General features: G+C 30.9%; 20 protein-coding genes. 3 read left to right on the top strand and 17 right to left on the bottom strand.

What is annotated here, in order from left to right; all coding sequences use genetic code 11:
* Positions 1-3 precede the first annotated feature (3 nt).
* The 12 genes from ACFOZZ_RS01745 to ACFOZZ_RS01800 all read right to left on the bottom strand — a co-directional run bounded on the left by ACFOZZ_RS01745 (position 4) and on the right by ACFOZZ_RS01800 (position 12512).
* Complete coding sequence (locus tag ACFOZZ_RS01745; RefSeq protein WP_279078503.1) at positions 4-1080, bottom strand: zinc ribbon domain-containing protein; 1077 nt, start codon at positions 1078-1080, stop codon at positions 4-6.
* A 130-nt stretch (positions 1081-1210) separates the two neighbouring features.
* The gene (locus tag ACFOZZ_RS01750) at positions 1211-2371 is read right to left on the bottom strand and encodes a hypothetical protein (protein WP_376814567.1); all 1161 of its coding nucleotides are present in this window, start codon (positions 2369-2371) and stop codon (positions 1211-1213) included.
* Positions 2328-3110, bottom strand: a complete 783-nt coding sequence (locus ACFOZZ_RS01755; protein ID WP_376814568.1) for a hypothetical protein — start codon at positions 3108-3110, stop codon at positions 2328-2330. The genes ACFOZZ_RS01750 and ACFOZZ_RS01755 overlap by 44 nt, the downstream gene beginning before the upstream one ends.
* Positions 3040-3537, bottom strand: a complete 498-nt coding sequence (locus ACFOZZ_RS01760) for a hypothetical protein (RefSeq protein WP_279078507.1) — start codon at positions 3535-3537, stop codon at positions 3040-3042. Before ACFOZZ_RS01760 ends, ACFOZZ_RS01755 begins: the two co-directional genes overlap by 71 nt.
* Positions 3524-4096 (bottom strand): hypothetical protein, encoded by a 573-nt coding sequence (locus ACFOZZ_RS01765; protein ID WP_376814569.1) that lies wholly within the window; start codon positions 4094-4096, stop codon positions 3524-3526. Before ACFOZZ_RS01765 ends, ACFOZZ_RS01760 begins: the two co-directional genes overlap by 14 nt.
* A 288-nt stretch (positions 4097-4384) precedes the next feature.
* Positions 4385-4927: a DNA/RNA non-specific endonuclease gene (locus ACFOZZ_RS01770; protein ID WP_376814570.1), complete on the bottom strand. Its 543-nt coding sequence runs from the start codon at positions 4925-4927 to the stop codon at positions 4385-4387.
* Positions 4924-5085, bottom strand: a complete 162-nt coding sequence (locus ACFOZZ_RS01775) for a hypothetical protein (protein ID WP_376814571.1) — start codon at positions 5083-5085, stop codon at positions 4924-4926. Before ACFOZZ_RS01775 ends, ACFOZZ_RS01770 begins: the two co-directional genes overlap by 4 nt.
* On the bottom strand, positions 5082-6245 hold the full coding sequence (locus ACFOZZ_RS01780) for a type IV secretory system conjugative DNA transfer family protein (RefSeq protein WP_376814572.1): 1164 nt from the start codon (positions 6243-6245) through the stop codon (positions 5082-5084). The genes ACFOZZ_RS01775 and ACFOZZ_RS01780 overlap by 4 nt, the downstream gene beginning before the upstream one ends.
* Complete coding sequence (locus ACFOZZ_RS01785; protein ID WP_376814573.1) at positions 6235-7014, bottom strand: M48 family metalloprotease; 780 nt, start codon at positions 7012-7014, stop codon at positions 6235-6237. Before ACFOZZ_RS01785 ends, ACFOZZ_RS01780 begins: the two co-directional genes overlap by 11 nt.
* Before the next feature lie 77 nt (positions 7015-7091).
* Positions 7092-8141 carry a hypothetical protein gene (locus ACFOZZ_RS01790; protein WP_376814574.1) on the bottom strand — a complete coding sequence of 350 codons (1050 nt, stop codon included), beginning with the start codon at positions 8139-8141 and terminating at the stop codon, positions 7092-7094.
* 1 nt (position 8142) lies between these two features.
* Positions 8143-9396 carry a type IV secretion system DNA-binding domain-containing protein gene (locus tag ACFOZZ_RS01795; RefSeq protein WP_376814575.1) on the bottom strand — a complete coding sequence of 418 codons (1254 nt, stop codon included), beginning with the start codon at positions 9394-9396 and terminating at the stop codon, positions 8143-8145.
* A gap of 80 nt (positions 9397-9476) precedes the next feature.
* A complete protein-coding gene (locus ACFOZZ_RS01800) occupies positions 9477-12512 on the bottom strand; it encodes a CHAT domain-containing protein (protein WP_376814576.1) in 3036 nt (1011 codons plus the stop codon).
* Positions 12513-12648: 136 nt separating this feature from the next.
* On the opposite strand from ACFOZZ_RS01800, the gene ACFOZZ_RS01805 reads away from it, so the two are divergent.
* The 3 genes from ACFOZZ_RS01805 (at position 12649) to ACFOZZ_RS01815 (ending at position 15215) form a co-directional block, all read left to right on the top strand.
* Positions 12649-13509, top strand: coding sequence for a hypothetical protein (locus ACFOZZ_RS01805; protein ID WP_376814577.1), 861 nt, complete (start codon positions 12649-12651; stop codon positions 13507-13509).
* Between the two features lie 168 nt (positions 13510-13677).
* On the top strand, positions 13678-14496 hold the full coding sequence (locus ACFOZZ_RS01810; protein ID WP_376814578.1) for a sensor histidine kinase: 819 nt from the start codon (positions 13678-13680) through the stop codon (positions 14494-14496).
* A gap of 11 nt (positions 14497-14507) precedes the next feature.
* Positions 14508-15215, top strand: coding sequence for a LytR/AlgR family response regulator transcription factor (locus tag ACFOZZ_RS01815; protein WP_376814579.1), 708 nt, complete (start codon positions 14508-14510; stop codon positions 15213-15215).
* A 60-nt stretch (positions 15216-15275) separates the two neighbouring features.
* Here ACFOZZ_RS01815 and ACFOZZ_RS01820 read toward each other — a convergent pair whose 3' ends face one another.
* From ACFOZZ_RS01820 to ACFOZZ_RS01840, 5 genes are all read right to left on the bottom strand, one after another.
* Positions 15276-17918, bottom strand: a complete 2643-nt coding sequence (locus ACFOZZ_RS01820) for a vWA domain-containing protein (protein WP_376814580.1) — start codon at positions 17916-17918, stop codon at positions 15276-15278.
* A gap of 563 nt (positions 17919-18481) precedes the next feature.
* The gene (locus ACFOZZ_RS01825; protein ID WP_376814581.1) at positions 18482-18991 is read right to left on the bottom strand and encodes a hypothetical protein; all 510 of its coding nucleotides are present in this window, start codon (positions 18989-18991) and stop codon (positions 18482-18484) included.
* A 272-nt stretch (positions 18992-19263) separates the two neighbouring features.
* Positions 19264-19806 (bottom strand): hypothetical protein, encoded by a 543-nt coding sequence (locus ACFOZZ_RS01830; protein ID WP_376814582.1) that lies wholly within the window; start codon positions 19804-19806, stop codon positions 19264-19266.
* A 9-nt stretch (positions 19807-19815) separates the two neighbouring features.
* Entirely contained in the window at positions 19816-20850 is a 1035-nt protein-coding gene (locus ACFOZZ_RS01835; protein WP_055233054.1) for a helix-turn-helix transcriptional regulator, read from the bottom strand.
* A complete protein-coding gene (locus ACFOZZ_RS01840; RefSeq protein ID WP_376814583.1) occupies positions 20814-21434 on the bottom strand; it encodes a hypothetical protein in 621 nt (206 codons plus the stop codon). The genes ACFOZZ_RS01835 and ACFOZZ_RS01840 overlap by 37 nt, the downstream gene beginning before the upstream one ends.
* Positions 21435-21441 lie beyond the last annotated feature (7 nt).

Genomic DNA, 21441 nt, shown 5'->3' on the forward strand with positions numbered 1-21441 from the left:
ATCCTAACGATATTCGTTTCTTCTTCTAGATACTAACTGTTCCAAATCATTTAAGTCATTCTTCTCTACTTCAGAACTAACTACTTTACCTTTAATTAATTCAGCTGAAACCTGTTTAACAGTGTCATATACAGCATCAAATATTCTACTTAACTGACCATTAGAATCTTCCTGGAAAGAACACATAAGTGATTTTCTTTCCCATTCATCCCAAATTCTATTCCATTCTTTAATATCTTTATCAACTTGTTTATTGTGTTCAATAGCTGAAGCTCTGCTCATATTGAGGTTAATGCCATAGCCTATTAAACATATTCCAACAATAAGACAAACTAACAATAATCCAGATATTTCAGCGCCAACTGCCATCCCGATTACAATTGCAACAACTCCATATAAAATTAGAGATAGACCATTATTTGGAGGTAAATCCACTTTAGTTCCTGGTACTTTTGTAAGATGTGGAGGAGTGATAAAAATATTCTCTTCTACGAATGTAAACTTACCAATCTTATTAAAACTTAATAAACAGCTATAGGGATTCACAACATTCTTATCTAGTGAATGAATCACATAACGTGATTGATATTCATCCATTCTATCCCAGACAACATCTTCTTTCGAAATCTGTACAGGTACCATATTTTCATTAAGTTTTGCCTGTACAGCACTTATAAACTGATTTTCTTCAAGAGTTAATTCAATTTCATTATAAAAATGTTCTTTCTTAGAATCCTTTTTTAACCAAGTCCATAAAGGTGTTAAACCAACACTTACCTCAATGTTCTCACCATCATACTTCTTATATTTCTCTTTTTCTTTTTGCTGCTTTTCTTTAAGACTCTTATTCACTTTATTTGCAACATCTTTTGCACCTTCATATGCAGTGCTTGTAAATTCATTAATAGATTCTTTTGCAGCAGAATAATCAATACTATCAATTTTAGATTTCAAGTAATCACTATTCACTTTAGCCTTTGAAGCAATTGTTTGTTTCTCTTCAAATTTTTCTCCACAATTAGTACAGAATAACTGGTCATCCTTTAATTCCTGACCACAATTTGGACAAATTTTAGACATTATTATTTCCTCTTCTTTCTGAATATATTTGACTTAATTTTAACACTCCCCTACTTTGTCATTTCTTTATGTGTCATAAGAAGACTATAGAGTTCATATCTAACAAAACATAAAACCACTTAGCCTGGTTTTATGTTTCACTATCCTTTATTACAACTGTACGATTTAGTTTCGCCACCTCTTCATTAAATCCCTGCTCATTCCATTCATCTTGATGGTAGATGCTTTTATAACTAAATGAACAGATTTTATTAATCTTAGTGGGATCAACCCCTTTTTCTAATAAACCGTTCTTAACGGTTAAAGCACGCTCGTACCCAAGCTTCTGTAGTCTTTCATCAGATGTGGTCTTGTCGAAGGCTGTCGTACCATAGATATTTACTGCACCAGTATAGTTACTCAAAAAAGAGACAACACTATTCAACTTCTCTGGATTTAACAAATTGGATGAATTCTTTTGAAATTCCAGTCCAGTTAGGCAATACTTACTTTTAATGTCGTTATAACTATTACTTACCATTGAAACTGCGTTGTAATCTGTATCTTGGCCTACTTTACTAACTTTAGGAGCTTTATAAGCTTTATTACTAATTGGATTGCTGTCGACGAAATGAATCTTGTCTTTATTCATACCTGATTCAACAAGAAGCTTTGTTAAGAATTCCTTCTCCTTATGAATAGATGTTGTTGAAAGTTTCTGGTATGAGGCAACCTGACCAACTGAATATAAATAGATATTATTTATATTTTGAAGGTTTGGTAATCCATGTACTTCCTTTAAATTGCTCACTGTCTTGTTGATATCAAGGTTGCTTAAGGAACCAAGGGTAGTCATGTTTAATAGTCCTTTTGTAGATAAGCCTGATACGAAGCAGAGAATGTTATTATTTGATTTAGAACTGAAACTTTTAGATGCACAATTCAAACTTTCAATCAGATCGATTTCTGCTGATTTAGGTTTCACATTGTTCAAAACCTCAATCATATCTGAGCTATATTTCTCCAAATATGCCTTCTTCTGTGTAGATGTTGTATGTGATCTAAGAGCATCGATCTGTTCTGTCTTTACAACATATGGATTACCATCACTATTAATAATAGATAACTGACCACCCTGTGTATAAGTCTTATTTAGATAAGGTTTTGCTAGAGTGTAGTCATGAAGCAAGGAACAAGAGTTGTTCCCTGCAATGACAGATAAATTGTAATGATCTACTTTCTTTGATGAACACCCACATAAGAAAAGACTAATTATTAATAGGCTGATTGTTAATGTTTTTAATTTCTTCATGGTTGATATCTCCTTTGTCAATTACTTTAGATTCTTCAGTTAAATAGTCAGTACCTTCCTGTGAATTGATCTTCTTCGCTATTTCGAATTGTGAATGATTTTTTAAGAAGTTTGTGTTAGTCAATACAAGATCTTCTAATATAGAAACTTCTTCTTCATTAAAGGCAGATAAATCAATATTTTGAGTTCTCTGTAACTCATAGAGTTGTAGTTTTAATTCATTTGCACGCTCACTAAGATCTACATTATCCATCTGTAAGGTATTCATTAAAGCTTCATTTTTTTCCTGTTTTGTCTTTAAACTCAACACTAAACTTAGAATAGATGTTAATAAAGGCACAAAGATTAAAGCGATATTACCTAAGATCAACTTAGTATCCATATCTTCTCCTAGGATAATTGCGACTTTCAACAACACATAGGACAAATACGATCCTAGAAAGATTGCGAGATCAAGTGTCGCTCTACGATTAGTAAATATTTCATCAAATTCATTAACCTGACAACCCATATGATAGACAGACACATCTAAACCAATCGCAAAGATACCACTTGAGAGATAGAGGAATAGCGGATTTGCAGTGAAGAAGATCTGCTCAAGAGCATTTTCCACCACATAAAAGTCAGCAAATGTAAGAATTAAAATAATAATTCCAGAGACTACAGGATTATCCAACAAGTTCTTCTTGTGGATCTGCTGGTACTCTTTCTTGTAAAGCTTCTTGTTCATGTTCTTCATAATCTTCAAGTTCCTTTCCTAGGTTCATGATTTTTACTTCATTAGATTTGATATGAGCTTCAACCAAGTCTAACTCCTGTTCGAGATTCTTAATTTCAGCCGCTTTTTTAATATTAATCATTTCAATCAATAGATCATGGTTTAACTTATCACGATCTAAATAGTTTAGAACGAACTCCTGATCGATATTAAGAGTCTTATAGAACAACTCAAAGTTCTCTTCATCGATGTGTGAGAAGTCATGTAAGCACTGATTAATAGTACTAAGACTTCCTGCATTGCTGGAATCTATGACAGAGAAGATTCCATTGTATGAAGCAGGAACTACGTCTGTCAAATCATTTTCAAACTTAAGTAGTTTAACTCTTTCATCTTTATATTTTGATAACTTCTTCTTTCTATTAAAGAATCCCTTAAACAGTTTCATTGTCACTCACTCCCTTCATTACTTTCTCTAATAAGTCATCTTCTACTTTCTTATAATTGATAACTCTTTCGTCAGTACGATAATTAAGGCGAGGAATTTCAACATCAGATTTCTTTGAACCTAAGTTCATTCCTTTACCATAATGAGTCAAGTAAACCTGAAGGCTATTCTCAGCTCTATCTAATTCGTCGTAGAGTTTATTTCTCTTCTTTAAATAATCATTTTTTAAATCTAGAAGTTCGAGAGAGAGAGCATGATTCTTTCTTTTTACATTCATTACCTCTCTTTTACCTCTTAATGATGATGGATCAATACCACTTAACTCCATATAGTTCATGTTCATCTTATAAAGCAATTTCTCAGCTTCTTTTGAGAACTGCCCTAAGTTTTGATGTAATACCTTCATCATTTCATTTAGATAAGCGTTGTAGTCATCCATCTTCTTGCTGAAATAGACAATCTTATCATTTTCGTAATGTTCAAGATGGAGCTTAGAATCAACAGCGCCATACATTGTGATAAAAAATCTTGGGTACAATGTACCTTTAACTCTCTTCATATCTTATTCCTCCTTTTCATTTAATAATGTAATGGAAAGAGTTATTCCCACTTTTTTTAAATCTTTTATTTCTCCTTTCTTCACTTAACAATGTATGCCAAGAAATAATTCCCACTTTCTACGAAAATTAATTTAAAATATAGCGTAGACTTTTAATCCATTTTTGCTATGCATTGATATAATTAATCGTGGATACAAAGTGTTCTTCACACGTTTTATCATATATTTATCCTCCTCTCACTCTATAACTTATTGAGCATAGAAAATCCCTATTTTTTACATTATTTTTTAGTAATCCATATCATATTCACAGCATTCATCTGCATACATTCTTTCATCTTCAGACATTCCTTCATTCTGACTTTCATCTATCTCACTACAATTTTCATATACTTCTTCATTCCATGATTGTCGCAATTCATGACTCTCATTTTGAAAAGAAACGTGTTCATTAATTTGTTCACCTGTCATTTCATTTGTGACAGAATAATTAATCATAGTAGCCTGTGGCCTTTCACCTACAGGTGTATAGTTTGCCACACTATAGAAGACACTATTATTTGAATCCTGGGCATAGGAAGCCACTTCTCTTTCTATATGTCTTTGATCTATTTGATTCACATTTTTATTTTGTGGATCTATATTTTCAAGACCTGAACTTCCTTGCAAAGAATGCGCAATTAGATGTCCGCCATGGTCATTCTCCTGGCGATATTCACCTCCTGCAATCTTTTGATTATAAGTGTTTCTAGGCTCTACAGCCCCTACTTCTTCCACATACCCATAGGCAATCTTACCTAATGGTGTATTTTCATATGTAAATTTATTCATAGAATACTCCTTACTAAAATATATAAACCAACGAGAATAATAATACATGGCATAAAGGCGCTACATATCTGTATCAATGTTGGCATACCATCAAGTATCCATGCCCCTAAGCCAGGTATGAAATAACACAGTGCTACAAGTAATATTAAGTACTTCATAAGTAATCCCTCCTCATGAAATAAGGTATAAATAATTTAATAGATGGCTGATGGTTAATTAAACAGAATGCTTCAAAAGGTCGCAGCTTAAGTAAATCATTCATAGATACTCTAGGTAGATGACCTACTGTATCTCTATAACCACTCAACTGACTCATGTATGTCAGAGTATTATAATTAGTTGTCTGGAAACTGATAATATTCTGACAACAGTCCATAATAGTCTGTGCTACAGACTTACTATAACCAATCTCTAATTGATCCATGGATTGAATCAATAAAGTAAACTGGATATTTCTAGAACGTGCTGTACTAATATATCTTTCAAAGCTAGGTAATCTAAAATGAGCAAACTCATCAATAATAAAATGAAATGGAATATCTAACTGCCCGGTTTGATCACATGAATGATATAAAACATGAATAAGTTCTGTAAGGACTAAAGAAACAAGGCCATCATACTGTTCAGAATACTCTGGGTATTTTAAATATATAATTGTCTTCTCTTTAGGTATTTTTCTTATATCAAAGCTTGTCGTTCTTGTGATTCTCTTTATTTTAGAGTTTGTAAGAATAGAAGAGATAGTCGCAAAGGCCGTCATTAATATAGATGCTGTTGTTTTCTCACTATTTGTAAAGACACCATTTAATAATGAACTTGCCATAGGTGTACTACGACCTAATCCTAGAAACTCTATACGTGCAGAACTTTCTACACATAGATGTGATAATGCTTCTAAGTTTATTTTCTTACTTTTTGTTTCTAACAAGTAGTAAATAATGCCCTTTATATAGGTAGTAGAACTGATTGTCCAGAAAGGATCCTCAGATCCTTTCACTGGTTTATTTAATGCTTCACTAATTAATGAAATCAATTCACCACATAACACAGACTCATTCTCTTGATAGTAGTCCTTCACTAAATCTAAGCAGTTAAATGAATTTCCTTTATAATTCAAGTAATCAAGCAGGATAATATTGTATCCTTGAGACTTAGCGAGATCATATGTACTCTTATAGATTTCTTCTTTACTATTATCATTCACAAAAAGACTATGTCCTAGTTTTAAAGCATCTATTGTTTCATTAATCGCAATACAGCTTGTTTTACCGCTACCCGGTTCCCCAAGTACGATTGTATTTTTAATATCAGTTTTCATAGGTTTCCTCTAATTTTTTAACTCTTTTATAAGAATTTGGTTCATAACGATTGAGATAATGAATGAGACCATAACGATTGTTTTCATCCATTGTGATAGCATATTCATCTGCTTCATAATCTCTTATAGTCATATAAGAGTTTAAGAAAAGATGATCAAGTCCTAGTAATAAGTTCTGCATAGACTTCATCAGCCATCTTAAGAACTTTACAAAGAGTGATCCTGTAAAGTAAGTAGTAAATGAGAATGACCCAAGGATGAGTAAGATAATCATCATAAAGAATAAGAATGCAAGAATGCCTGAATAGAATAATAAGACAAAGAATATGAGTGCAAGGATATTGAATGATACAACTTGTCTAAAGAGGATATCACAATTATAAATATGACCACATTCATGTGAAATACAGGCACGTAAAGCATCTTCATCATGTAAGTTCAACATCCCTTTTGTGACTACAATAGTATGGAGGCCATAATGTGTTACTTCTATTGCATCATCTTCTAAGTAATAGAATTGAATATCTGGATGAGGAAGTTGAATATCTTCTACTACCTGTCTATAAAACATGGAATAGCTATTGACAGGCATTTGATCTAAGCGTATGGCTTGATTTAAAGAGATAGTAATACGTTCTTGTCCGTATCCTATAAAGATAAATAGGAGACTTATAAGGATACATAGTAGTAGTGGTGCATCAAATAATGTATTAAGAAAATACCAGTCTCCAAATAATAGGAGTACAGCAAGTGTAAGATTTGTTTTCATAGTGTGAGTCCTTTCTTTATAACTAATTCCTGAAAAAGAGGATGTATGTTTTCCTCTCTTTCAGGTTGGAGTGTTTTTTATGAAATGAGATTTGTATTTTTTAGCAATAATTGTAACTTGTTAGACCAGACAAATAAACGAAGTGTACTATCATAAGTCTGTAGGAGGCAGACATTCTTATTTAAGTACATGATTTCTTCTTTACTTATCTTGGGCTCCTTAACAGGAGCTAATGTAGCGACTGTTTCTGTCTTATCTGTACCAAATAGACGATCTAGAAGACTTTCACTTCCTATTCTCTTATTTCTAGAAATAGTAGAGGTTGTGTGAACAACTTCTACTTCACCTGCAAGCTGAGATATTATATTGGCAGAGTGTTCACTGTGATTGAGATATATTTTTGTGGAGAAGAGATAAGGAATCTGTGATATAAGTTCTTCATGTAAGAAGATATCTTTAAATATCGCAATAAGTGGATAGTCTTCTTTATTCATTTCAAAGAAATGTTTGAGCGTTTGTGTATTATATTGTTTATGATCTTCGATTAAAATGAGAGGTTGATGCATAACTTTCATCATCTCATTAATAAGATATAAATGGACGTCCTGGTTAATTTCATCAAGCTGGATAGTTGAGCATCGTGATGGAGGACAGCCTGTATTTTTAAATAAGAGGACGATAAACATTTCTATAGAAATAAATTCTGTTGTATGAAAACCTATGTATTGATTCATATAATAGTCAAATACAGAAAGATCGATTGCTTGAGTTTGAAGCAGTTTATTGAATTCCTGTTTTACTATTTCATAGTTTTCACATTGAATAAAAGCATCGAGTAGTGTCATATTCTTGTTGAGTACTCTCATAAGTTTCTTTAAAAATAATAGGTAGTTTTCTACAAAAATGATTTCTGCATGAGGAATCTCATGAACATACAACAAGTTCTTGATTAACTCAATCAACTGTTCATCGTTATATCTTCTAAAGTAGTCATAATAGTTAATATGAGAGGATTTCACAGCACCATCATAACCATCTAAAGTGACGACTGTTTTTTTGAACTGGAGTGAATTCATAAAATTATTTTTAAATGTAGGATTATGTCCTGAAATCAGTATTTTCTGCATATTAGACTCCTTTTAAGAATTTTACTTTAAACATAGGCTGATCAAGTATCTTGAGATATGCTTCACCTACTGTTAATGTTTCTATATCACGTGTTGAGATAAGATCATCTTTTTGAACAATAATTTCTGTATTTCCTGATATATGGGCTGGAAAGATAGAGGTTTCCATCATATCCTGTCCACCTAAGTGGACTATAAAGTCTTTTGTGGGAGAATCTCTTGGTCTAAAGAAGACAAAGTTCTGGAAGCCACCTAGAACTGATTGTTGTAGATGTTCATCAGGAGATTCTAGACATCTATAGAGTAGTTCTATAGATTGTAATCCTAAGATGACATGGATTCTTTTTCCCGCCCCAATGTTTAGGACCTGCACTAAATCAAAGTCACCATCTAATACAGAGGCTTCATCTAGAATTAGATACACACGTCTTTCTGGCGTATTTCTACTTAATTTTCTTTTAATGATTAATTTAAGTAACAGCTTCATCAGATAATTACTACTCTTCTGGAACTGAATATCATATTGAAGAAGGAGTAAATTACCCTCAACTGCAAGAATATCTTTTGTGGACATCAATACTGCATTGTCCTGTACAAAGTAATAATCAAGAATTAAATGCATAGTAGAAAGAATAGCACCGTTCTGACCATTCATTTTTGTTTGTCCAGCATAGAGGTATGTTTCCGCAATATAACCTAAACCTACGTTATGTAGAATATTCTTGATATCAATAAGACTTAAGCTTCTGATCCAGTTTGCGAGTGTTTTATTGTCTGCAATACAATTGTTTCTTAACTGGAAGAGAAGAAGCCCATAGAGTACTTTCTGAGCTGTTTCAGGAAAGAACTTGTTGTGTGCTTTTGTGAGTTCTTCATGAAAGAGTTCCATAGTGATTTCATTGAGGGCGTCTTCTGGATAAGGAGAGTCATAAGCCTCTTTGAGAATACTCCAATGAAATGTAGGATTCTTTACAGAAAAGAATGCATCATTTGATTGGATCAAGTCATTGTAGTCATCCTTTACATTCAATAAGATATATAAATCATTCGGATGTACATGTCTTAAACGTGTTACTAGATTTTTAATAAATGTGGTTTTACCACTACGTGTACCGCCAAATATAGCAAGATGTGACTCTAGCGTATTGGTATCAAAGGGAATATCTAACCTTGTATTTTTATAAATTGCAGGAATAGAAACCTTTGATTTTTCAAAGCTAATATTCACACTATAATCTTGACTTCTAACAAACATAGAATATCAACTCCTTTCACCTATAACGTATGGAGTGATATTTTTCCCTCTTTTTGAACAAAATAAAAAGATACATATAATTAAATATGTACCTTTCCTTGGATGATGAAGCCTTTCCAGTCTTCTTCTTCATAATGTCCATGCACAGTTTTCAACATCTTTTTCTGTGCCCTACATTCTTTTATTCTGTTGTCTAATTGTATAAGTTTCATCTTTAAAGTCGTTGGATGTATTTCTTCTTTAAGATAATACTTAAAGTCTTCTTTGAACTGAATGAGTTCTTTTATACCATTCTGATAGTCTGATAAATACAATTGAGTTTCCTGGTAAGACTGCATCGCATTTCTAGACTTCTTATAATATTGGTAGAAGATCTTCATAAATAGTGCAGCATTATAGTCATCTATTTCTTCTACAGTAAGTAAGAGGGTTTGAGCCCCTGCAAGTTCAAAAGCACGTCTTATACCATAGACACCTTCTCCACCCACACTCTTACCTTGTCCTGTCTGACAGGCACCTAATACAACAAGTTCTGTATCTGTTAAGTCCATGTCTTGTATTTCTGCAGCAGTGACATAACCAGAATCCGTTTTATTATAACCAGATAGACATAGACGACCATTTTCCATTAATTGGTCTGAGTCAACATATTCACCATGTGTACTAATATGGAGAATCTTAGGACTGATAATATCTAAGAAGTTATCATGATTGGCATCGTCACGTGATAAGAGTGTACTATCTTCAAACAATTGATTAATATACATGCCTTCAATATAGCTTCCATAAAGAACACCCTTTTGTCCTCTACTTTCAGAAGAATCATCATAATAATCAGGATAAATGACAGATACAATATCTAAATCATCATCACTTGATTGTTTATAGTCTTCTAATAGATCTTGTGGTGAAGAGAGATAGCTGATTTCTGTATTGATATATCTTGCGAAAGAAATATTGTATAGATCTCCATCAGGACAGATATAGAGGTGTTTGACATCCTTTAAATAAGGTTCTATCTTTTCCACAAAATCAGACATCATCTCATCTATATCTAATATCTCAGAAAAGTAAGTGGTTTGTACTTCTTTTCGTATAAGAACAGCACCATAACCTTTTTTACAATAATAGAAATCTAATAAGCATTCTCCTTCATATAACGCATCACGTAATGACTGGCATGAATCTACCTTATTAAAATCTTGAATGTAGTTAGAAATAATTGATTCTTTCTTCTCTTCTAATCGATGAAGTTTTCTTTCTATCCCTTTCTTTTGTGCTGCCTTTGAATGAATCAACTTCTTTTGATAAGAATCTGTTTCTTTTATCAAAGCCTGCAGAGTCTCATCCTTTGTGATAAGATACCATATTCTTTCAAAACTAAAGAGGAGATTCTTTACTTTTATAAGATATAAATAGTTTTCTTCATTTGCTTCCTTTTGAAAGAAATGAATAATAAGTGACTGATAATAAACTTCATTTTCTGAATTAATTAAGTTCATATACTTCTTTTGAGATATCATTTGATGAATAAAACCATCAATTACTGTATCAATATATTTCTTGATACAGTTAAAATACATGTCGTAGTCTGAAAGAGTAAAAAAGGTATTGGATAGTGTTGGGTATCCAATATACTTTTGATAAAAATCCCTACTTTCAAGCATATCATACGTTTGAAGACAGAGTTCATGACCCTCTTTCAATTGTCCTAATTCAACAAGAACCCCAATCATCAAATAATAACTCAATAAATCTTCTTGACCCTGTAGATCATATTTTTTATGTAGATTAAAGTTTTCTTTTACATATTGATAACGTCTTTTATCTGTATCATCAAATGAAAAATTAACTTGTAGTAAGAACTTAAATGTATCTGGCTGATTTTCCCCAAATACTTCCTTATTCAATTCATAACACTTTTCATAACACTTATAAGCATTCTCCTTATCATTTAAGTGATTAAAACAATCTGCAAGATATTCATAAGCGTCAATTGTCTCTTTAGTGTATTCGCCATATTGTCTGATACACTCATTCTTGTATACTTCGCAATACTTTACTTCTTTATTAAATTCTTCTAAATTCATAAGACATACAATAATATTTTTTAATGGAATCGTTAAAGACTCATTAGTCATATTGTTTTCTAATGAAAGAGAATAGGATTCTTTATAATACATTAATGCTGATTTATATTCTTTTTGACCAAAGTACATGTTTCCAAACTTTACCAGCAAATCTACCTGTTTATTTACTTGACCAGTGTTTTGGTAGTAATCAAATAGTTCATCTTTTAAAGCAGCGAATTGTTTCCACTCTTCTAACTTTAGACATAGTGTTAAAAGGAATTCTTTTGTTGTTATAACATCAAGATGTTTATCTCCAAACAATTCCTGCCTTAATTTTAAACATTCCAATAGGTCATTATAACTCTCTTGATAATGATTAAGTGAAAAATGATTACATGCAATTAAATAGTATGTTTGAAGTGTGTCCTTATTACTGAGACCTAGTATTGATTTCTGCAAGCTAAAACACTGCTGGGCTTTTAATAATGATTCATCATATCGATTCACCAAATATAGATCTAATGCCATACAATATAGTGCATTCAAAGTTTTTATATCATTATAACCGTAAACCGTAGAAAAAGTTTCACATTTAAGCTGACTATAGTATGCACGTGCCTTATAATCCTGCATTTCACTTACAATTTGGTAAATAAATGTAAGTGCATGACATACCAGCTCATCATCGTCATATGCTTTATGATGCTCGTTATAAAACAATTGTAAAATTTTTAAAGCTTTTTCTTTCTCTTCTGCTAAGTAGTAATTAATAGCAATTTGCCCTAAGCATATTAATGAAGTCATATCTGTTCTCCCATACAAATAACAACTTATTTCATACTTCATCAAACAATATTCTATACGTTCAGCTTGATTCTTACATATCTCAAGGGCTTCTGTTAAAACATTAAAAGCTTTTTCGTACTCATTTAGTTCTTTATATGATAAAGCCACACATTTAACATCGTCTAAATCATGTGTTCTTTCATAGTACTCAACTATTTCTTTGTACAATTCATTCTCATACATCTCTCTAATATTCATGATAATCTCCCTTGTCATATGTAATAAATACACTTTATATCACATTTTATACAATTCATGGCATTTACTTGTTTTTTTATGCATTATGAGCCGCTTTCGTAAATTTCCCATCTATAATAGAGACTAGGAGGCTCATATGCAATCATTTATTATATATATTCTTTATATGATCTATGTACTAACTAGCGGTCAGTACTTATATTATCAGCTATTAAAACCAAAAACAGATCATATTCTGCTTGTTGGTATCATACTTCATATTCTCTTTGTAGTACTTTATCTATTACTACAGAAACATCTGTATCTAGCTACTTATCTATTATACATCTTTATGTTTCTTCCTTCACTATTCTATGAAGGAGATATGAAACATAAATTAACGCTTACATTTATGTCACTTACCTTTACAATAACTTCAGAAATAATTTTTGCGATTGTTTTTGTTGCAATAAGTCCACTATTTCCACATATTAATATGGTTCCTGTATTATTTAAGACAAACAATCAATATATACTTATTAGTATATTCTCATTATTGACTGGATCATTCGTCTTGTTACTCACAGTAAAAGCGGCTTCTCTTCTTAAGAACTCCTTTACTGTTTTAAAATCAGGATTAATATTAAGAGCATGTTTCTATTTTGTGGCAGTGATCATTATTGATAATTTATTTGCAGCACCATCTGCTATAAAATTCTCTTTATTCCTTATTCTAATTAGTATGGTTGCAACGATTTTCTTTATTATTTTATTCAACCGACTATTTAATGAAATTTCTGAGTCCAGTCATGATATTGCCTTGAAACAACAGCAGGTAGAACTTGTAGAATCTCAATTAACATCTTATAAAGAAACAGAAGCACAATATATTGAGATACGTCATTGGAATCATGATATTGCGAATCACATATTATCATTGGCACATTTAATTGAATCTTCTAAAAATGAAGAAGCTAAAGAATATATTCGTAATATTATTGAGGAGGAGAAAGTGTGAAAATAAAATTTGTTATTAATCGAAAAAAATAAAGACATAGTAGATATTGCTTATGAAAAAAGTAAATCGAATAGTAATATCCTAAAAATATTTAGGTTAATGATAAATTAAAATTTTTATTGTATGTTTGTGTCCGACCGACGAAGGCGGACGGAAATGGAGGAAACAATGAAGTCTTATAAAATAACCTTTTTATGTATTATCTTTTCTTCTATCTTTGGCCTTTTAAGTAAAATGAGCTTTACTTCACCAGAATTAAGCTCTTTTATTAGTTTATTTCAGTTCCTCATGTTTATCACAATAATGGGTATTGTTGTATCAGTGTACAATACTATCAAAAAAATCTTTGACTTAACTGAACAGAATATTAAGCTTGATACAATGATGAAAAACCAGGAACTTAGAAAGAAACAGGAAACAGAATTAAAAGTAATGAAAGACAATGCAGAAGAATTCCAGAATGAAATTAAAAAGGCCTTAAAGATTGTAAATGGATTGTTGGAAAACAATGAAATAGACCAAGCAAAAGAAACACTTATGCAGTTATCTGATCATTTTGAATCTGTGAGAATGCATCCTATTTGTTCTGATTCTCTACTTAACGCAATTCTACAATCAAAGAAAGAATATGCAAATACACAAGGTATTGATGTTCATTATCATGTAGTGACTGAGTATGCGAATAGATTTGATACAGACTTATCTGCAGTACTTTTTAACTTATTAGATAATGGAATAGAAGCATGTCTTGGATGTTCTAATTCATCATTAACATTGACTATAAGTGATCATATGGGTTATTTACATATTAAGATGGTGAATTCAAAACAAGAGAAGAAGTTTACAGGAGAAACAACCAAAGAAGATAAAGTACATCATGGTTATGGTTTATCTATTATTACAGATATTGCGAATAAGCATGATGGATCAGTCCAATGGATTGACAATGGTGATACATTTACATCACTTGTTATGTTGAAAGTATAGGAGGTAACAATATGCTTAAGATTGGGTTATGTGAGGATAATGAAATACAACATAATCAGATATTATCCTTTTTAGAAACAATTTCTTTGCCTAAGCATTCGATTAATTCTTTTTATAAAGGGAATGATTTATACAATAGTATTCAAGAGGCAATGAAGGATAAAGAGCCTTATGATATTGTGATTATGGATATTGATTTACCTGATGGTAATGGCATTAAGTTTTCTAAACAGATTAATGTCTTTTCACCTCATACAATTATTATTTATATGACATCTTATGAAGATTATGTGAGTGATGTGTATGATACAGAACATATCTATTTTATTCTTAAGAAGAATTATCAGAAGTATTTACCACATGCTTTATCGCTTGCAAATGAAGCGTTAAATAAACAAAGAAGAGCTTCTTTAAAGATTTTCTGGAATAAAGAAGAATATAACATCTTACAAAAGGATATCTTCTATATGGAGAGACAATTAAGAACAACAATGATTATGACTCCTACACAGACTTATTCAACATCTGAAAAGCTTGCAGATTTACTGGGACGTTTAGAAGATTCATTTGCGCTGTGTCATCGTAGTTATATTATTAATTTAAAGATGGTACAGGAAATCACAAAAGATTCTGCACTTCTTGTAAATGGGACTTCTATTCCTATTAGTCGTCGTTATTATAGTGCTGTAAAAGACAAAATTAATAATCTTATTCCATGAATAAAGGACGATTAGATCACATGGTTTAATCGTCCTTTTTGTGTTTGTAAACTTCATTACTCATCTCTGATGAAGTTTCCATTTTTTAATCATATATAAAGCATAAATAGAAACAACAGTTAATGTAATATAAGCATAAATGTGAGTAGTATCTCCAGTACTTACTACTTTAGATTTTATAGGAGCAGTTTCAGTTTTTGTAATAACAGGTTCTTTTGTATTAGCATTTTCTTTTTCTTTAATATTCACTAATTTATCTCCTGAATCCACATACTCAACTGTTTTCTTATCAGAAATAACTATAGTATCTTTTTTATCTTTATTTTCAGCATCTATTTGAATATTTTCTATATTTTCCCCGTCTAACTTTATTCCTTTATCTGTCAAATGAATGGCTATATCACCATTATTACTTTGATCACCACTTACTGTATAAATTGTAAATTTGTTTTCATCGATTTTATTTGAAGCCAAAACAACTTTAAATTTGCCTCGATTATTCTTCAATGTAATACTGTTATCACTATTCATGACAGCACCTTCAGCTAATTCACTTTTAACTGATAAATATGTATCAGAATATAACAAATTAAAATCAACATCTTCTGCTTGACCAGATTGAGTAGTAACTTTATATTCACCTTCATTTTCAGGCAGAATAACATGCATAGGTGAATCATTATTATTTTCATTCATATCAGAATCAAAATAATACTTTAGTTTTTTCGTATTCCCCATTATTTCTGCGACATTATTACCAGTTTTATCAGATTTATTCAATAACCATTTCTTTCTTGAATTATTCAAGAAAAATGAAGTTCGATTATTAACCATCAACTCACTAGAATAATTACTGTGAGGATTTCTGAGATTCATATCATTTATATCACTATAAAAACTCTTAATTTCAACTTTTGCAATTCTTTTATCATACGCAGGAATATACAAACCATCTGAATAGCTATTGTAGTAAATATAATAATCATCATTTTTTACATATAAACCTCCTAGATTTAGAAATGAACTATTAGAATCGTATGTTAATAATCTCTTATGATAAGTTTTACCATTCTTCTTAAAAGTACCGATTTCATCTCCATAAACCACAACAGCATGATACCCATCATCCTTATTTTCATCTCTATAAATCCACTTCTGGCTCAATAAAACAGGTGTTCCTCCATTTTTAACATTTCTTGCAGCCGTCTCTAAATCTCTTAATTTATAATCTGGAGTTAATTTTTCATATTTATTTATATATTTTTGTTCAGAAGCACGTAAACTAGAAAAACACTGACTTGCTTGATAGAAATGAATTAAAGATTTTTGATTATCATCAACCTCAACATCATATAACTTTTTCTTATTCGCTTTACTTCGAATTTTTTCAACTCCCATTTTTTCTAAGATAGAACTTAATGATAAGCCATAACAATGACCTTTTTTACCATATCTAACCATTGCATCTTTTAAACCTGCAATCTCTGTAGGTTTTGATATTCCATGATAATATGCTTCATTTAAAACAGCATTCATATCTGCATCAGTTTCCTTATCTGTATCCTCATAATTGGGCTTCTTCCACATATCAGCTGTAGAAATAAATGAATTATCTTTTTTATTCCATGCATCAACATAAAACTCCATTTTTTCTCTTATAGTTGCAATTTCATCACCGCTAACAGTACATACAAAAGGCACCATTCCACCATTTCCAAAATCTTGTTTTGAAATTCTAAAGCCTACTTTTATTTCTTCAGCAGTATTTGGTGCTATTTTTGAAATAGTCTGACTTAGATTAAAATTATTCTTTTGCGTATCATAAGCGCTATCTGGAATTCCATGCACTGAAAGAATGGTATTATCGCAATCTACCTTTACATTATGTACCGGCTTAGATAAATTATCGTTGTTCACTCTTATTGAAACAATATAATCAACATAATCTTTATCATTATAACTGCTTTTATCTTTTAATGTTTCTACATCATATAAATAAACTTTAATATATTTATTTATGTTTTGTACAAGTTTTTTAAAATATTCAGTTAATTCTTTAAAATTATCAGTTGTATAATAACCTGAATAACCTAATGCTGTTAAGAATTTTTCAGCAACTGAATTATCATTTTTACTAACAAAACCTAATGTGTAAAGCTTATACTTTTGTTCAAATTCATTTTCTTTAACATAATCCATACATGCATTAGCATATTCATAACAAGATCCGTCACTTTCTTTAAATTTACCATCGTAAGAATATGGTCCTGATTGAGGAGCACCATCAGTCATTAAAACAATATTGTTGTCTTCAGTTTCATATCCTTTTAGAATGTCATTTGCTGTGACAAGTGCATCATAAATATTCGTACCTCCACCATCGTACAAGTCATTAATGCTTCTTTCTAACAGATTCATATCATTTGTTAATGGACATACTTGTTCAGCATCTGAATCAAAAGAAACTACTGATATCTTTGTATTATCAATAGTTAATAATTCCTTACAAAAATCAATAGCACTCTCTTTCATTAAATCAATTCTATTATCCTCTGACATACTTCCAGAAATATCAAGCAGAAGTACAATATTTCTTTCTGCATCATCCTTTATGTCATAAGAATAAACAGAATTTCTAAAAATTGTTGAAACACATAAAAATGCTACCATCAACAAAGCAAATACTTTTCTTTTCTTAAACATAAGAATCCCTCCCTTTTAAACAATATTATAAGCGCTTTCATTCTTGCTTATCTAATAAACATCATAGAATGATTAAATATGTAATTATTAAATCCTTTTAAATTGAATTATAACCATCATAATTCAATTCAACATTACTAATTCAATTTAAGTGGAAGCAATTTCGCAATTGTGACCTGTATACAATAGAAGATGATACAACTTTCTATTACACAAGTATCAGAAAAGGCAGTAACTAATATGAGAAAACTGTTCAAACTTACTATTCGTGAGGGGAATAATCCAGTAAACCTTGAGAAAGATGAAGTTTTAGAGGATATTCTTATTTGTTTGGAATATATTTCTGATTGAATTGATCACTTTCCTTAAATAAATAATTACAATAGAGATTCAAAATCATATTCAGATATTTCTGGAATAGACTTCTAAACTATAAAAAGACATGAGGTGGATTTCGCCTCATGCCGTTTGATAACTAATATCCAAGGATACCTAGTTATTTAAAATTACCATAATAAATATCTCTTGGTCATCTTTGAAATTTGGTTCTTATCTAGAACATACTATTTTTTCTTCATCTTGAATGCAATCAATCCAATCACTAGAATCACAACTGAACCAGCAATATAGATAATATTGTTGGATTTTTTGTTTTCTTTCACTTCTTTTTTAGACTCCTGTGTAGCACTTGTTTTTGCTTTCTGTGTATCATAAGTCTTTTCTTGAGTCTTTTGAATCTTATCGACATCTTCAAATGATGCAGTAACTTTAGATTCCCCTGCTTCACTCTTTACTGTTATAGTTGATTGAGTGATCTCTGGAATGATTTTTCCATCTTTATCACCAACAGAAACTTGATCTATAACGATGTCCTCATCTTTCACTTCATTATCTTTTGACTTTAAAGTGATTGCAAAAACATGACCAACAACTTCTTCTGCTGAAGCAAATACAGCCTTAATTTTATTTCCTTCATTCTTGTAATCCTTATTAACAGAAACTAACATATTCTGTTCTTTGTTTGATTTAACACTTTCAAGTTCTAATTTATCTTTGTTGTATTCAAAGATCAATTCTCCTCCATAAATATGTGAATCTTCTTTAACATCAACTAATACTTCAATATGCCCATCTTTAAGTGTGTTTTTTTATATAACTAAGTTTTCATTAGCTGCATAAACATTGTTTAAAAACAAACTACCAAATACAGTTATAGCCACTACTAATAATTTAAATACTCTCTTCATAAAATCACAAACTTAATTTAAACTATCGATAATTTCAGCATCATATCTTAATACCATGATGGCATCTAAGAAGCCTACTTTACCATCTTCATTGACACCTAAATGTCTAAGTCTTTTAATATGTCTTCAGATTCCACAAACTCAGGATCCATATGTGTTAAGAAATGCCAATCTCCTGTATCTCTATATAAGATGGCTTCGCCATCTTCAGAACCAAAATAAGCTCTCTCTACCTCATATCCTTTAGATTCTAAGTATTGTTTAACACATATATAGTTATATTCTCTTTTCTCTATGTAGTCCTCAAGTTCATCATTAGGAATAGAATAAGCATCCACTCTTGTTGCTCCTTCAATCATTCCATTTCCTGGTTTAGATAAGTCCACTATCTCATTCCAATAAATATCTACTCTTCCAACACCAGTAAACATATATGTAGTAAAAGGTACAATGTGACCATTATATTTTAGTTCTACATAATCAGGTACGATAGTAGGATCAAAGTATTCATACTCAAATCCTTCTATCACTTCATAGTGATAACCATGTAATTGTGATATAAACTCTCTACCTTGCTGTATTGTATGAAACAAACCAACATTGGTACTTAACTCACCTTGGCACAATTTTAATATATACATAATGTACACCTATTTTTTATAGTAGCTTAAGTTCTCTTCTAATGCAGACACAATAGAATCCTTTAATTTCTCTGGACCAACTACAACCATCATAGGACCAAACTGTCTAATCCAGTTCATCAAACCTGTATTAAAGATAATCCCTTCAATACGTGTTTCATACCATAACTGCTTATTATTATAACCAGTTGGAGGAATAGTCTTAGTCATAGTAATCTCATTTCCAAAACGAGAAACAACTTCTCTAATAAGTGCTACATCAAACTTAATATGTAATGTAATTTCTTCACCATCAAAGAAACTATTCATTGATTTCTCTAATGATTGTCTTAAAGATTCACTAATCTTCTTTTCATCATCAAAATCAAAATAATATGTACGACTATACTGTAAATCTCTAATACGATCCATACGGAATGTAGTTAATGAATCCTTATGCTTATTATAATAAGCACGTAAATAGTAATGACCATCCACAATAACTGTATTATAAGGACTTACATTATAATATTCATGACTAATACCCGCATTCCCTTTTGTAGAATGTGTTTCTACAGGATGTCCATCAATGATTGCATAATCGATATACTTAAAGCGTATATCTTTCTTATTACGTATTGCGGAAGTAATGGTCTTTAAGTTTCTACTAAGTGAATAAACTTCTTCTTCATCTTCTTCTAATTCAGGAATGATTAAATAATCCTTCTGTTTTGCAGAAGAGAATTTTAAAAGTTTATTAATCAATTCTACTTTATCTGCACTACTTAAGTCCTGACGATAATTCACCATATCAATCAATAACTGTAGTTGTGCTTCATCAAAATAGCCCGTTTCAATAATATAACCAAAACGTCTCACTGCTTTGATTATTTCTTTTCCAAACATTAAAGATGTAAATGCATTAATCTGTTTAATCACTGCATAAACAGCTTTTAAACCAATATCATAACCTTTTTCTTCTAATTGACGCTGTATTTCTTCTGCACTGATACATTCTTCTGAATTCATCAATAATGAGAAGACAGCCCACATTTTTTCTCCCATCTTATGCCTCCTGATACCTGGTAAGATACCTTTTTACTATAATGATCCACAAGTAGGAAATAACCAATCAAGTCATAAGATGCATAAAGATTTAAAAGTGATTCATCTGGTTCCACTTCGCAATTTTCTAAGTAGTCATAAGCTCCTTCAATATCTTCTTCTACCAAAGAGAAGTAAGCAGCCTGTGCATAAGTAATGACTTCTTTCTCTACTAATATAGAAATAAGAGCAACATATGAGAAAGGCATCAGATGTCTCACAATACGATACACGTCTATTGGTGATCCATTGTGCAGCATATAGTTACATAACTTTTTATTCAATGATTGAATACGTGGATGATTTCCAAATAAATATTCAATCATTACAAGATGATTTTCTAGACATTGCATATCATCAATTTCATAGAGTTTCTTTAAAGCAAGTCCTAAGTATTTCTTTTGATGTGCCTTAATATAAGCCTCTATTTTCTTCTGACTTCTGCAAGTATCAATAAATGAATCATGATATACATCAATGACATCTAAGTAGTCCTTTAACTTATTTAATGAGATTGATGTAATTTCTTTATAACTTTCTAACATATTCTTT

Origin of the sequence: Catenibacterium sp. GCM10023432 (genome assembly GCF_042651925.1) — a bacterium.
GTDB lineage: Bacteria > Bacillota_I > Bacilli_A > Erysipelotrichales > Coprobacillaceae > Catenibacterium > Catenibacterium mitsuoka.